Here is a 13647-nt window from a genome sequence, read left to right on the forward strand (position 1 = left end):
GACGGAGACCGGCTTGCCCTTCTCGAGGGAGACGACCCCACGGACCTCTTGCGCCATGCCTCTCACTCCCTGTGTCGGTCCACGTCGTGCCGGACGCACGCATCGTGACCCTTTCATGGATGCGGCGCGAGGTGGCCGGCGTCCCTCACACCGAAACGTCCCCCGTGGGAGGCATCCCGCTCAGCCTGCGAGGTCGAGCGGGCGCAGCCAGATGCCGTTCTTGGTCTGCACCAGGTCCAGCCGGCGGGGGTCGGTGCACGCACCCTTCGGCCGGTGCGCGTCGAAGAGCTTCGCGTCGTCGAACACCGCGCCGCAACCCCCGAACCGCCTGCAGCAGTGCGCCCGGTCCGCACCGACCCACGACGAGCCGCAACAGGTGATCCGGATCAGCTCGCTCGTCGCCACGGCGGGGAGGGTACGTGGCCGCACCGACAGAACCGGGGCCGGTGATCACCTCTCCCGCGCCGACGAGGACGAACGGGTGGAACGGGCTGTCCGGGGTAGCGTTCGCCCATGATGCGGACGGTCGACCTGCTCCCGCCGGACCCGCCGCTGGGCACGGCCCTCGGGGTCGTCGCCGGCTCGGGCCGCCCCGGCCCCTCCCGGATCGTCGCGCCCGCCGGCACGGCCTACGTCGACGTCGGGACGCTGGCCGCTGCGCAGGACGGCCCGCACCCTCGCCTCCTCGCCGAACCCAGCCTCGACGGCCTGCTCGCGGCCGGGCGGCCCGCGTGGCGGGAGGTCCGCGAATGGCTGGCCTCCTGGCTGGCCGACCCGGAGCGGCTGGCGCCCTATGCCCTGCCGCACGCCGGCGTGGTCCCGGTGCTGCCGTTCACGGTGGCCGACTACGTCGACTTCTTCGCCTGTGAGCAGCACGCCGAGAACGCCGCCGCGATCGCCCGGCCGGGCGCCACGATCCCGCCGAACTGGAAACACCTGCCGGTGGGCTACCACGGGCGGGCCGGCACGGTGTACGTGAGCGGCAGCCCCGTCGTCCGGCCCGCGGGTCAGCGCGGGCCCGGCGACCTCGGCCCGACGAGGGCCCTGGACTTCGAGGCCGAGCTGGGGTTCGTGCTCGGCGGCCCGAGCACCGGCCCGGTACCGCTGGAGGAGGCGCTCGACCACGTCTTCGGCGTCGTGCTGCTCAACGACTGGTCCGCCCGGGACATCCAGGGCTGGGAGTCGCGCCCGCTCGGCCCGCTGCTGGGCAAGTCCTTCGCCACCTCGATCTCCGCCTGGGTCACCCCGCTCGACGAGCTGGCCGGCGCCTGGGTCGACCCGCCCGTCCGGGACCCGCGGCCGCTGCCCTACCTGCTCGGGAAGGCCGACCGCGGCCTGGACGTGACGTTCGAGGTGCGGCTCAACGGCGAGCGGATCTCCACCCCGCCCGGCGCCGACCTCTACTGGACGCCGGCCCAGCTCGTCACGCACCTGACCACGAACGGCGCCCCGATCCGACCAGGGGACCTGCTCGGCTCCGGCACCGTCTCCGGGCCGCGCCGGGACCAGCGCGGCTGCCTGCTCGAGCTGACCTGGGGCGGGCGGGACGAGTTCGCCCTCTCCGACGGCACCACCCGCCACTACCTCAACGACGGCGACGAGATCTCCCTCGTCGCCAGCGCCCCGCGGCCGGACGGCGGCCGGTTCTCCCTCGGCGAGGTGCGGGGCACCGTCCTCCCCGCGGACTGACTCCGCTGCTCGAACCCGTCCGCGACCCCGTCGACGGGGAGCTCGACAGCGGGGCGGGAACGTGCGCGGTTGCGCGAGCGGCCCGCCGCGGGGGCCGACCGGCTCCGGCCGTCCCGGTACAGCGCCTTCACCGCGTGTACGGCCCAGGAGGCGACCGGTAGCTTCCACGCCGCCCGGGCCGACCTCGCCGTCCGGCCGATCACCCTCACCGGGGTCCTCGACAAGGCGTTCTGCACCGGCGGCGGCGTCGAGCTGCGCGCCGGCGCGGGCGACCACGGCCCGAGCGCAGGGTCGAGATCGGCGGTCAGGTCGTCCTGCGGGTGAGGCGATGGAGGGCGACGCCGTCCTGCGTGGTCGGTCGGCGGATGGCCGTCCACGTCGTCCGTGCGGCGGCGAGGAACTCGGCGGCGAGCGGGCGGCCGGGGTCGGTCAGCCACACCTGCGGGGCGAGCCGGGGCAGGACCTCCAGCAGTTCGACGACGTTGCGGTGCCCGTAGAGCAGATCCGCACCGAGCACCAGGTCGACGGCGGGCAGTGCCGGATCGGTCCAGCTCAGGGCCTCGGCGCGCAACGGCAACCCGTTGAGCGCGGCGCTGCGGCGGACCAGGGTGATCGCGGTCGTCGAGAGGTCGGTCGCGAGCACCTCGGCGCCGGCCCGCGCCGCGGCGAGGGCGGGGAGCCCGAGGCCGCAGCCGAGTTCGAGCACCCGCGTGCCGGCCGGGACGGCCCGGACAGCCTGCGCCAGGGCGATCCCGCTCGGCCACAGCTCGGCCCAGTACGGCGGCAGGAGCTCGTCGCCGACCTCGTCGAACGGGACCTCGGCCCCGGGCGCGGGCCGGACGACGACGATCTCGCCGCCGGGCAGGGTCAGCGACTCCCGCACCACCTCGATCACGCCCTGAGGCTGCCCGGCAAGTCTGCTGCCGGCAACTCCACGATCATCCCCGGCCCGCGATGTCCTGGTGCCCCGCGCCGACACCGGGGTCGGCGCACGTCCCCGCAACTCCCGACTCGCGCGCCGTTGCTCGCGACTCGCGCTGCCGCAGCTCACCCCGCCCTCTCACCTCACCTCGCCCACCCGCGTCACGACGTGGTCGACGAAGCCGTAGTCGCGGGCCTCCTCGGCGGAGAACCAGCGGTCGCGGTCGAAGTCCGCCATGATCCGCTCGACGGTCTGGCCGGTGTGCTCGGCGATCAGCCGAGCCATCTCCTCCTTGTTGCGGCGCAACAGTTCCGCGCGGATCCGGATGTCGGTCTCGGCGCCGCCGACCCCGGCGGAGGGCTGGTGCATGAGCACCTTCGTGTGCGGCAGGACGTACCGCTTCCCCCTGGTCCCGGCGGACAGCAGCACCTGCCCCATCGAGGCGGCCAGCCCCATCGCGTAGGTCGCGACGTCGCAGGGGACGAACCGCATGGTGTCGAGGACGGCGAGCCCGTCGTGCACGGAGCCGCCGGGCGAGTTGATGTAGAGCGAGATGTCGGCCTCGGCGTCCTCGGCCGCGAGCAGCAGCATCTGGCCGGCGATGCGGTTGGCGATGTCGGCGTCGACCTCCTGCCCGAGGACGACGATGCGGTGGGTGAGCAGGCGCTCGAACACTGCGTCGGCGAGGCCGGGGGAGGCGGTGGGCGCGCTCATCCGGGCCGGCGGCAGCGGACCGGGGAGCGGGACGGCCGGCAGGTGGAACGGCGGGTGCGGGGACGGGATCGGGACGGGCACGGTGACCTCCACGCGGTGCGGCGACGGGCGGGACCTGACTCGGCCGACGCTAGGACCGGTCGGGCCGGTGGGCCCCGTGCTTCGCCCACGGCGAATTCGTGACCTGCGCTCTTCGCCGACGGTGAACGCCGGCCCCGGTCCCGTGATCGGACGGTCGCTCCGGGCCGACATCTCAGCAGCCGGCGCCGGCCGAGGGCGCCGCGGAGGGTCGGGGTCGGGACGGGTCCTCTGACGAGGGACACGGGGTCTCCGGGGAGGGCGGTGGGAACCGTTGCGCGGAGACGTGCTCCTGCGCGAGCCGGCGGAGGGCGGCGAGCAGTCGCTCGCCGAGGACCGTGCCGACCAGCGCGGTCTCCACGCGGGTCTCCCGGTCCTCGAGGGCGGTGATGGTGTCGAGGTCGGCCTCGGCCACCCGCTCGGCGGCCTCGGCGTACACGGCGGCGAGCCCGTCGAGGCGGTCGCCGGTCACGCGGCGCATGGTGGCGAGGACGTCGATCGCGGCGCGGCGGGCCGCCGGGTCGGGCGAGAGCCGCCAGCCCCGCTCCGCGACCAGCCCGTCGATCCGCTCGGTCGCCTCCGCGTGCAGGGGGTCGTCGACCGGGGGCCCGGGCGCCGCGGTGGCGCCGACGGTGAGGCCGAGCGTGACGTGCAGCGGGACGGCGGGGTCGTCGACCGCGGCGAGGACGGCCCGCACCGCGGCGATGGACAGGCCGCCGACCTCCACCAGCGACCGGACGAGCGCCAGCCTGCGGACGTGCTCCTCGCCGTAACGTGCCTGGTTCGGCGAGGTGGTGACCTCGCCGCGGGGCACGAGCCCCTCGCGCAGGTAGTACTTGATCGTCGCGACCGGCACCCCGGTCGCCCGGCTCAGCTCGGCCATCCGCACGCTCGATACCTTAGCTATCCGATAGTTCTGCTGTCCACTCACTGTCGAGGGGCGTGGCGGGGATCGTTCGCGGCGGGTGATGCCGCACGGGTCCGGCCGGTCGACCGTGGCCCGATCAGCGCCGTCGAGGAGGAGCTCATGCCCGAAACCGCGATCGCCGACCACGGGTTGATCGGGGACCTGCACACCTCCGCCCTGGTGAGCACGGAGGGCACGGTGGACTGGTTCTGCTGCCCGCGCATCGACTCGCCCAGCGTGTTCGGCGCGCTGCTCGACGACGAGCGCGGCGGGCACTTCCGGCTCGCCCCGATGGACCCGCACACCTCCCGGCAGATGTACTTCCCGGACTCCGCGGTGCTGGTCACACGCTTCTTCACGGATTCCGGCGTCGGCGAGGTCGTCGACTTCATGCCCGTGCTGGGCCGGCACAACGGCGGGAGCCGGCTGGTCCGGATGGTGCGCTGCATGCGCGGGAAGATGCGGTTCGCGGGGCACGTCGCCCCGCGCTTCGACTACGGCCGCCGCGCCCACCGGACCGAGGTCACCGAGAGCGGCGGGATGTTCGTCACGGACGCGCTCACGTTGACGGTGCACGTCGTCCGCGAGCCGGAGGACCCGCGGATCGCCCACGTGAAGGTCGAGGAGGGCGACGTCGGCTTCACGCTGGAGCTCGACGCCGGAGAGCTGCGCGGAGTGGTCCTCGAGGCGGACGCCGACGGCCCGCCCCACGAGATCCGGGTCGGCGAGATCAACCAGCTGTTCGACGACACCGTGGCCTTCTGGCACCGTTGGATCGGCCGCTCGACCTACCGCGGACGCTGGCGGGAGATGGTGAACCGCTCGGCGATCACGCTGAAGCTGCTGACCTACGACCCTTCGGGCGGGCTGGTCGCGGCCCCCACCGCGGCCCTGCCCGAGCAGGTCGGCGGCGAGCGCAACTGGGACTACCGGTACACGTGGGTGCGCGACGCGTCGTTCTCGGTGTTCTCCCTGCTCAAGATGGGCTTCGTCGAAGAGGCGTCGCGGTTCGGCGGGTGGCTGGGCGACCGGGTGCGCGAGCGCATCGGCGGCGAGGGCGGCCCGCTCAACATCATGTACCGGGTCGACGGTTCCTCGGACCTCAAGGAGGAGATCCTCGAGCACTGGTCCGGGTACCGCGGCTCGGCTCCCGTGCGGATCGGCAACGGCGCCGCCGAACAGCTCCAGCTCGACATCTACGGCGAGGCCGCGGACAGCATCGCGGCGCTGGACCGGGTCGGGCTCCGCGCCCCGCACCGCGGGTGGACGGCGATGGTGGAGGTCCTCGACTGGCTCTGCGAGCACTGGGACCAGCCGGAGGAGGGGATCTGGGAGACCCGCGGCGGCCGCCAGTCCTTCACCTACGGCCGCGTGATGGGCTGGGTCGCGCTCGACCGCGGCATCCGCCAGGCGATCGAGACCGGCCGGCCCGCGCCCCTGGAGCGGTGGCGCGAGGAGCGGGACCGGATCTACCGCCAGGTCATGGAACGTGGGTGGAACGCCCGCCGCGGCGCCTTCGTGCAGCACTACGACACGGAGGTCCTCGACTCGTCGTTGCTGCGCATGGCGACCGTCGGGTTCATCACGCCCGAGGACCCGATGTGGACCTCGACGCTCGACGCGATGGAGGCCGAGCTGGTGACCGACAGCCTGGTGTACCGCTACGACCCGGCCGCCTCGCCGGACGGGCTGCGCGGCTCCGAGGGCACGTTCTCGCTGTGCTCCTTCGCCTGGGTCGACGCGCTCGCCCGGGCCGGCCGGCTCGACCAGGCCCGGCAGGCGTTCGAGAAGATGCTCACCTACGCCAACCACCTGGGCCTCTACTCCGAGGAGATCGCCCTCACCGGCGAGCAGATCGGCAACTTCCCGCAGGCGTTCACCCACCTCGCGTTGATCGACGCGGCCACCACGCTCGACGCCGCTCTGGACCGTCGACGCTGAGGGAGGACACCGTGTGCCTGCTCGTCGGACTGCTGCTGTTCGGACCGCGCGTGGTCGACGTGCTGTGGTGGCTCCTGGACCCGGTGCGCTGGGACGCGACCTTCGGCACCGTGCTGTGGCCGATCATCGGCATCGTGTTCCTGCCGCTCACGACGCTGATCTACGTCCTGGTCGCGCCCGGGGGGATCGCCGGCCTCGACGCCGTCTGGCTGGCGCTGGCGTTCCTGGTCGACCTGTCGGGCTACGCGGGCGGTCGGCGGTACGGCCGGCGGCGGAGCGTGGCGGCCTGACCCGGCTCACCTGTGCGGGGTGAGTCGGTGCGGATCCCGGACCGGCAGCATGGGCGGCGACCGGGGGAGGCGCGGCCGCGGCGTGGGGCGGTCGCGCGAGAGGGGGTTCCACGTGCCGTTCGTGCTGCTGCTGTCGGTGGCGCTCGGTCTGCCGCTGCTGCTCATGCTCGCCGTCCTGCTGCTCGCGCGGTTCGAGGCGGCCCTGCTCGCACCGGCCCGCCGTGGCCCTGCGCCCGGGGCGGCCCGGGATCCCCGCGACCACGTCCCGGCAGCGGCCCGACCGCACGCTCGTCCCGCACGGGTGGTGCGTCGGCCGGCCCCCCGCCCGACGGTCGGGGCGTTGCGGACGTCCCGGCTGCGCGTGCGGCGGTCCTGAACCGGCGCCGTCGCTCACCGGTTCTTCGTGGTGGCCCGCTGCACCGCGCCGAGCAGCAGCCTCGCCACGACGCCGACGGCGAGCAGACCCGTGATCATCTGGATGGTCACCACGATCCGGGCCGGCTCGCTCACCGGGGTGATGTCGCCGAACCCGACCGTCGCGAAGACGGTGACGGTGAAGTACAGCGAGTCCGTGGGGCTCAGGGGCTGGGTGAACGAGGCCGGGACGTCGTTGGACATCAGCGTGTAGACCGACGCGTAGAGCAGGAGGAGGGCGGGCAGACCGACCATCGCGGTCTCGGCCGCCCGCAGTTGCGGGACGTCGGAGCGCAGGATCGCCCGGGTCTGCCACGCGACCGCGACCGCCAACGCGGCCAGGCCGCCCAGCAACCAGATCAGGGTCGAGAGGCCGACCTGCCGGTCGAACGGCGCCCGGTAGTAGATCACGAGCAGCATGATCGTGGTCAGGACCGCGCGGACGAGCGAGAGCGCGGCCTGGCGCCGCCGCGACCGCCGCCCCTCCGCGGGACGGCCGCTCATCCGGCCCCTGGCCGGTCGCTGCTCGCCTCCCACCCGGGACCTCCCTCCGCGCAGGGTCCTCCGCGCAGGGCCAGTCTCGCGGCGGATCCCGGGCGGCGGGTCACCCTCCGGAGGTGGCCCCCGCCCGCGACGACCGCCCGACCGGCGGGTGTGCGGAGCGCTCGCGGATGGTCCGGTTCACCGCGCGCCCGAACGCGGTGACCACGCCCTGCACCGTGACCGGCTTCAGCCGGGACAGCGCGGCGGCCAGCCGGGTCCGCTGCTCGGCGGGGCGGCCCGCGTCCCGGTACGGCTGCAGGACCTCCTCCTGGAACAGCGACATCAGGTCGTCGGCGAGCGCGGAGGTGTGCCGGTCGATGATCTCCCGGGAGCGGCGCCAGAAGTCGGCCGGCAGCGCGCAGTCCAGCGCGTCGAGTCCGGCGCCGAGCGCGATCGGGCCCTGCACCCGGTAGCGGTCCCCGTCCACGGGTTCGACGGCGCCGTACGCGATCAGCTTGTCGACGGCTCCCTCGTCGAGCCGGCGCCCGGCCCGTTCCTCCAGCCCGGCGTGGTCGACCTCGTCGAGCTGCTCGGGAGCCCAGGGGGTGAGCAGCGCGAGCTGCAGCGCGAGCTCCTCGGGGCCGGCCGAGTGGGGGAGCCGTTCGAGGTGCCGTTCGATCGCCGACAGGGTGAACCCGAGGTCCGAGAGCTCGGCGACCAGGAGCAGTCGGGCCACGTGATCCGGCCCGTACAGCCCGGTGCGGCCCCGCAGCTGCGGTGGGGGGAGGAGCCCGCGACCTGCGTAGTAGCGGATCGTCCGCACCGTGGTGCCGGTGCGGGCGGCCAGCTGGTCGACCGTGAGGAGCTCGGGATCGGGTCCCGCAGGCGCTGGGGCAGCCATGGTCGGCACGGTACGGCACGGGTTGCTCATGTGACAGTCCTGCTGTAACAATTCCGCTGTCACGATCGGACGCGGGGCGGCGCCGCCGCCGGCGCTCCGGGCAGACTTCTTCACGAGAGGGTTCGCATGAGCGAGACCGCCCCGTCGATCCCACAGGCGTACGTCTACGACGCGATCCGGACCCCGCGGGGACGCGGGAAGGCCTCCGGCTCCCTGCACGAGGTGAAGCCGGTCTCCCTGGTCATCGGCTTGATCCAGGAGATCCGGGCCCGGTACCCGGAGCTGGACCCCGACGTCATCGACGACGTCGTGCTCGGTGTCGTGTCCCCGATCGGCGACCAGGGCGGGGACATCGCCAAGACCGCCGCCATCGCGGCCGGCCTGCCGCCGACCGTCGCCGGGGTGCAGCTCAACCGGTTCTGCGCGTCCGGCCTGGAGGCGGTGAACATCGCCGCGCAGAAGATCCGCTCGGGCATGGAGGAGATGGTCCTCGCGGGCGGCGTCGAGGCGATGAGCCGCGTGCCGATGGGCTCCGACGGCGGCGCCTGGGCGATGGATCCGGACACCAGCTACGAGACGGGCTTCGTGCCCCAGGGCATCGGCGCCGACCTGATCGCGACGATCGAGGGCTTCTCCCGCGAGGACGTCGACACGTTCGCGGTGGAGTCGCAGGCCCGTGCGGCCAAGGCCTGGGCCAACGGCTACTTCGCCAAGTCCGTCGTGCCGGTCAAGGACCGCAACGGCCTCACCGTCCTCGACCACGACGAGTTCATCCGCGCCGGCGCCACGCTGGAGAGCCTGGCCGGCCTGAAGCCGTCGTTCGAGATGATGGGGCAGGACGGCGGCTTCGACGCCGTCGCGCTCCAGCGCTACCACTGGATCGAGAAGATCGACCACGTGCACCACGCCGGGAACAGCTCCGGCATCGTCGACGGCGCGTCGCTCTGCCTGATCGGAACCGAGGCGGCCGGGAAGGCCGCCGGGCTCACCCCGCGCGCCCGGATCGTCTCCACCGCGCTCTCCGGCGCCGACCCGACGATCATGCTCACCGGGCCCGCCCCGGCCAGCCGCAAGGCGCTCGCCAAGGCCGGTCTCACGGTCGACGACATCGACCTGTTCGAGATCAACGAGGCGTTCGCCGCCGTGGCCCTGCGCTACCTGCGGGACATGGAGATCCCGCACGACAGGACCAACGTCAACGGCGGCGCCATCGCCATGGGCCACCCGCTGGGCGCCACCGGTGCCATGATCCTCGGCACCCTGCTCGACGAGCTGGAGCGCCGCGATCTGCAGCGCGGCCTCGCCACCCTGTGCGTCGGCGGCGGCATGGGCATCGCGACCATCATCGAGCGGGTCTGAGGGAGATATCCGTTGTCTGACAAGGCTGTCCGCTGGGAGAAGGACTCCGACGGGGTCGCGATCGTGACCCTGGACGACCCGAACGCCAGCGCGAACACGATGAACGACGCCTACAAGCAGGCGATGGGGGAGGTGATCACCGAGCTCGAGGCCGCGAAGGACGAGATCACCGGTGTCGTGATCACCTCGGCCAAGAAGACCTTCTTCGCCGGCGGCAACCTCGACGACCTCATCTCCGCCGGGCCGGACGACGGGCCCGCGGTGTTCGAGAACGTCACCGAGGTCAAGGCGCAGCTGCGCCGGCTGGAGAAGCTCGGTCGGCCCGTCGTGGCGGCCATGAACGGCACCGCGCTCGGCGGCGGCCTGGAGATCGGGCTGGCCTGCCACCACCGGATCGGGCTCGACGCGAAGGGTGTGGTCTACGGCCTGCCCGAGGTCACCCTGGGCCTGCTGCCCGGGGGCGGCGGCGTCACCCGCATCACCCGGCTGCTGGGCATCGCGAACGGCTTCATGAACGTCCTCGCGCAGGGTCAGCGGCTCACGCCCGCCAAGGCCCTGGAGCTGGGCGTGATCCACGAGGTGGCCTCCTCCAAGGAGGAGATGTTGACCCGGGCCAAGGCCTGGATCGCGGAGAACCCCGAGGCCAGGCAGCCGTGGGACACCCCCGGCTACAAGATCCCCGGCGGCACCCCGTCGAACCCGAAGCTCGCCGCGATCCTGCCGGCCTTCCCGGCGAACCTGCGCAAGCAGCTCAAGGGCGCGCCGATGCCGGCGCCGCGCAACATCCTCTCCGCCGCCGTCGAGGGCGCGCAGGTGGACTTCGACACCGCGCTGCGCATCGAGAGCCGCTACTTCGTGGACCTCGTGGTCGGCCAGGTGTCGAAGAACATGACCAAGGCGTTCTTCTTCGACCTGCAGGCGATCAACGGCGGCAAGTCCCGCCCGGACGGGTTCGAGAAGTACACGCCGCGCAAGGTGGCCGTGCTCGGCGCCGGGATGATGGGCGCGGGCATCGCCTACGTCTGCGCGCAGTCCGGCTGGGAGGTCGTGCTCAAGGACGTTTCGCCGGAGGCGGCCGAGAAGGGCAAGGCCTACTCCGAGGGCCTGGTCCAGAAGGGCGTCGAGCGGGGCAAGGTCACGCAGGAGAAGGGCGAGGCCCTGCTCGCCCGGATCACTCCGACCGCGGACTACGCCGACCTGGCCGGCTGCGACATCGTGATCGAGGCCGTGTTCGAGTCGGTGCAGCTCAAGCAGGAGGTCTTCCGCGAGGCGATGAAGGTCGTCGAGCCCGACGCGCTGCTCTGCTCGAACACCTCCACACTGCCGATCACCGAGCTCGCCCGGGGGCTCGACCGCCCGGCCGACTTCATCGGCCTGCACTTCTTCTCGCCGGTCGACAAGATGCCGCTGGTCGAGATCATCAAGGGCGAGCAGACCGCCGACGCCACGCTGGCCAAGGCGTTCGACGTCACCCTCGCGATCCGCAAGACCCCGATCGTCGTCAACGACTCCCGCGGGTTCTTCACCAGCCGGGTGATCGGGACGTTCGTCAACGAGGGCATCTCCATGCTCGCCGAGGGCATCGACCCGCAGACGATCGAGCAGGCCTCGTCCCAGGCCGGCTACCCCGCGCCCGTCCTGCAGCTGATGGACGAGCTCACGCTGACCCTGCCGCAGAAGATCCGCAAGGAGACGCGGGCGGCGGCCGAGTCGGCCGGGCAGACCTGGACCCCGCACCCCGCCGACGAGATCGTGGACCGCATGGTCGACGAGTTCGGCCGCAAGGGGAAGAGTTCCGGTGCCGGGTTCTACGAGTACGCCGAGGGCAGGCGCGTCCGGTTGTGGCCGGGGCTGCGCGAGCAGTTCGGGGCCACGAACCACGAGGTGGACCTGCACGAGCTCGCCGAGCGCATGCTGGTGATCGAGTCGCTCGAGACCGTGCGCTGCTTCGACGAGGGGGTGCTCGAGACGGTGCCCGACGCCAACATCGGCTCGATCTTCGGCATCGGCTACCCGGCCTGGACCGGCGGCGTGATGCAGTACATCGAGGGCTACCCGGGCGGCGTTGCCGGCTTCGTGAAGCGGGCGGACGAGTTCGCGGCCAGGTACGGGCCGCGCTTCGAGGTCCCCGTGAGCCTGCGCGAGCGGGCCCAGGAGCACGCCGCCGCGGCCTGATCACGCCGGGTCCGTGCTGCTCGCGGCCCGGTCGGGTGCACGAACGGCACTCTTGTGCGGTAGGTCCGCACGAGAGTGCCGTTCGTGCGTTCCGGGAGGCGCGTGCGTTCCGGGACGTGCGTGAGTTCGGGGAGGCGCCGCTCAGCGTAGATTCAGTCGAATCGGGCACCCTGGGTCCGTGGCCGACTGGGTGTTCTCGATCGTCGACCGCCTCGGAGCGGCCGGGGTGGGGCTCCTGATCTTCCTCGAGAACGTGATCCCACCGATCCCGTCGGAGGTGATCCTGCCGCTCGCGGGCTTCCGCGCCCGGGTCGGCGCGATCGACACCCTGTGGGTCTGGCCCGCCGCCACCGCCGGTTCCGTGCTCGGGGCGCTGGTCCTCTACGGGCTCGGCGCGTGGCTGGGCTACGAGCGGCTCTACGATCTGTCCGGCAAGAAGTGGTTCGTGCTGTCCAGCCGCAAGGATCTCGAACGCGGGTACGCGCTGTTCGCGAAGCACGGTTCCTGGATCGTGCTCGCCGCCCGCTGTGTGCCGTTGATCCGTAGCGTCGTGTCCATCCCCGCCGGCCTCGCCCGGATGCCGCTGTGGCGGTTCACCGTGCTCACGGCCGTCGGCAGCGGGGTCTGGAACGCCGTGTTCCTCGGCCTCGGGTGGCTGCTCGGGGAGAACTGGCAGCAGGTCGAGGGGTACCTCGCGCCGGTGTCGACGGTGATGGTGGTGCTCGTCGTCCTGGGCCTGCTGTGGCTGGTCGTCCGTCGCCTGCGGGCGCGGGACCGGCGCGGCGGGGCGCACCGCGACCGGTGAGGTTGCCTCCGTGCCCGCTTCGGGTCACGATCGCTCGGCGGCGGACGGCGGAGGGGTGGCGTGGTGACCACGGAGCAGGACTGGGCGGAGGACCGGCGTCGGTTCGCCGTACCGCACGAGGACGTGGGCGGGCCGTTGGCCCGCGAGTTCGTCGGGCTCGCCACCGCCCTGCTCGAGGCCGTCACGGTCGGCGAGGTGCTGGAACGCGTGATCCGGGCGGCCCGGGCCGTCGTCCCCGGGGCGGACCTGGTGAGCGTCACCCTGCGCGACCCGCAGGCGGGCTTCCACACCCCCGTCGAGACCGAACCGCTGGCCACCCGGCTGGACGAGCTGCAGTACCGCCTCGACGAGGGGCCCTGCGTGGCCGCGACCCGGCGGGAGGGGATGGGTCTGGTCCACGAGGTGGACCTGGCCGACGCCCCGCAGTTCCCCCGGTTCGGCCGGGCCGCCGCCGATCTCGGTGTCCGGGCGGTGCTGGCCGTCGGCCTCTTCCCGGAGCGCGACGCCCCCCGGATGGGCGCGCTCAACCTGTACTCGCGGGAGGTCGGCGGGCTGGGCGAGGCCGAGCGGGACGTCGCGCTGGTGCTCGCCGCGCACGCCTCGACCGCGCTGGCCGCGACCCGGGCCTGCGCGGCGGCGGACCTGGAGGCGGCGCAGCTGCGCCGGGCGCTGCAGAGCCGGGACGTGATCGGCCAGGCGAAGGGCATCCTCATGGAGCGCCGCGGCATTTCCGCGGAGGAGGCCTTCGACATCCTGCGGCGCACCTCCCAGCAGCTCAACGTCAAGCTCGGGCAGCTGGCCGAGACGCTCGCCAGCCGCCGGTCGGAGCTGTGAATCAGCAGGTCGTGAGCCCCGGACGGGTGCACTGACGGCCGTGTGCCGATCCCCGGCCGCGCCGGGACGACGATCTACCCAGCTCAGGGGAGCATTTCCGCGTTCCCCGGACCTCCTCGGGCGTCCGTGTCGGTC

At 73.0% G+C, this 13647-nt stretch carries 15 protein-coding genes; 9 read left to right on the forward strand and 6 right to left on the reverse strand.

What is annotated here, in order from left to right:
• Positions 1 to 180: 180 nt before the first annotated feature.
• Positions 181 to 405, reverse strand: a complete 225-nt coding sequence (locus ACL02T_RS24460) for an FDXHR family putative zinc-binding protein (RefSeq protein WP_412833099.1) — start codon at positions 403 to 405, stop codon at positions 181 to 183.
• A gap of 111 nt (positions 406 to 516) precedes the next feature.
• Here ACL02T_RS24460 and ACL02T_RS24465 point away from each other — a divergent pair, with 111 nt between their 5' ends.
• Together ACL02T_RS24465 and ACL02T_RS24470 are read left to right on the forward strand one after the other, a co-directional pair.
• A complete protein-coding gene (locus ACL02T_RS24465; RefSeq protein WP_412833230.1) occupies positions 517 to 1689 on the forward strand; it encodes a fumarylacetoacetate hydrolase family protein in 1173 nt (390 codons plus the stop codon).
• A gap of 69 nt (positions 1690 to 1758) precedes the next feature.
• Positions 1759 to 2013: an enoyl-CoA hydratase-related protein gene (locus ACL02T_RS24470; protein ID WP_412833100.1), complete on the forward strand. Its 255-nt coding sequence runs from the start codon at positions 1759 to 1761 to the stop codon at positions 2011 to 2013.
• Here the strand turns inward: ACL02T_RS24470 and ACL02T_RS24475 are convergent.
• The 3 genes from ACL02T_RS24475 to ACL02T_RS24485 form a co-directional block, all read right to left on the reverse strand.
• Complete coding sequence (locus tag ACL02T_RS24475; protein ID WP_412833101.1) at positions 1994 to 2584, reverse strand: class I SAM-dependent methyltransferase; 591 nt, start codon at positions 2582 to 2584, stop codon at positions 1994 to 1996. The two genes, ACL02T_RS24470 and ACL02T_RS24475, sit on opposite strands and share 20 nt — an antisense overlap.
• 165 nt (positions 2585 to 2749) lie before the next feature.
• The gene (locus tag ACL02T_RS24480; protein WP_412833231.1) at positions 2750 to 3325 is read right to left on the reverse strand and encodes a ClpP family protease; all 576 of its coding nucleotides are present in this window, start codon (positions 3323 to 3325) and stop codon (positions 2750 to 2752) included.
• A 253-nt stretch (positions 3326 to 3578) separates the two neighbouring features.
• On the reverse strand, positions 3579 to 4286 hold the full coding sequence (locus ACL02T_RS24485) for a MerR family transcriptional regulator (protein WP_412833102.1): 708 nt from the start codon (positions 4284 to 4286) through the stop codon (positions 3579 to 3581).
• 144 nt (positions 4287 to 4430) lie between these two features.
• On the opposite strand from ACL02T_RS24485, the gene ACL02T_RS24490 reads away from it, so the two are divergent.
• The 3 genes from ACL02T_RS24490 to ACL02T_RS24500 all read left to right on the forward strand — a co-directional run bounded on the left by ACL02T_RS24490 (position 4431) and on the right by ACL02T_RS24500 (position 6917).
• Positions 4431 to 6251 carry a glycoside hydrolase family 15 protein gene (locus ACL02T_RS24490; RefSeq protein ID WP_412833103.1) on the forward strand — a complete coding sequence of 607 codons (1821 nt, stop codon included), beginning with the start codon at positions 4431 to 4433 and terminating at the stop codon, positions 6249 to 6251.
• An 11-nt stretch (positions 6252 to 6262) separates the two neighbouring features.
• A complete protein-coding gene (locus ACL02T_RS24495) occupies positions 6263 to 6541 on the forward strand; it encodes a hypothetical protein (RefSeq protein ID WP_412833104.1) in 279 nt (92 codons plus the stop codon).
• A 112-nt stretch (positions 6542 to 6653) separates the two neighbouring features.
• Complete coding sequence (locus tag ACL02T_RS24500) at positions 6654 to 6917, forward strand: hypothetical protein (RefSeq protein ID WP_412833105.1); 264 nt, start codon at positions 6654 to 6656, stop codon at positions 6915 to 6917.
• A gap of 14 nt (positions 6918 to 6931) precedes the next feature.
• On the opposite strand, the gene ACL02T_RS24505 is transcribed toward ACL02T_RS24500, so the two are convergent.
• Both ACL02T_RS24505 and ACL02T_RS24510 read right to left on the reverse strand, forming a co-directional pair.
• Entirely contained in the window at positions 6932 to 7459 is a 528-nt protein-coding gene (locus tag ACL02T_RS24505) for a potassium channel family protein (RefSeq protein WP_412833106.1), read from the reverse strand.
• Positions 7460 to 7559: 100 nt separating this feature from the next.
• The gene (locus tag ACL02T_RS24510; RefSeq protein WP_412833107.1) at positions 7560 to 8339 is read right to left on the reverse strand and encodes a MerR family transcriptional regulator; all 780 of its coding nucleotides are present in this window, start codon (positions 8337 to 8339) and stop codon (positions 7560 to 7562) included.
• 126 nt (positions 8340 to 8465) lie between these two features.
• Here ACL02T_RS24510 and ACL02T_RS24515 point away from each other — a divergent pair, with 126 nt between their 5' ends.
• The 4 genes from ACL02T_RS24515 (at position 8466) to ACL02T_RS24530 (ending at position 13512) form a co-directional block, all read left to right on the forward strand.
• The gene (locus ACL02T_RS24515; RefSeq protein WP_412833108.1) at positions 8466 to 9698 is read left to right on the forward strand and encodes an acetyl-CoA C-acetyltransferase; all 1233 of its coding nucleotides are present in this window, start codon (positions 8466 to 8468) and stop codon (positions 9696 to 9698) included.
• 12 nt (positions 9699 to 9710) lie between these two features.
• Positions 9711 to 11873, forward strand: a complete 2163-nt coding sequence (locus tag ACL02T_RS24520) for a 3-hydroxyacyl-CoA dehydrogenase NAD-binding domain-containing protein (protein ID WP_412833109.1) — start codon at positions 9711 to 9713, stop codon at positions 11871 to 11873.
• Positions 11874 to 12051: 178 nt separating this feature from the next.
• Positions 12052 to 12678 (forward strand): DedA family protein, encoded by a 627-nt coding sequence (locus ACL02T_RS24525; protein WP_412833110.1) that lies wholly within the window; start codon positions 12052 to 12054, stop codon positions 12676 to 12678.
• Between the two features lie 63 nt (positions 12679 to 12741).
• Positions 12742 to 13512 carry an ANTAR domain-containing protein gene (locus ACL02T_RS24530; RefSeq protein WP_412833232.1) on the forward strand — a complete coding sequence of 257 codons (771 nt, stop codon included), beginning with the start codon at positions 12742 to 12744 and terminating at the stop codon, positions 13510 to 13512.
• The last annotated feature ends 135 nt before the right edge of the window (positions 13513 to 13647 follow it).

This window comes from Pseudonocardia oceanicola, from assembly GCF_047200735.1.
Classification (GTDB): Bacteria; Actinomycetota; Actinomycetes; order Mycobacteriales; family Pseudonocardiaceae; genus Pseudonocardia.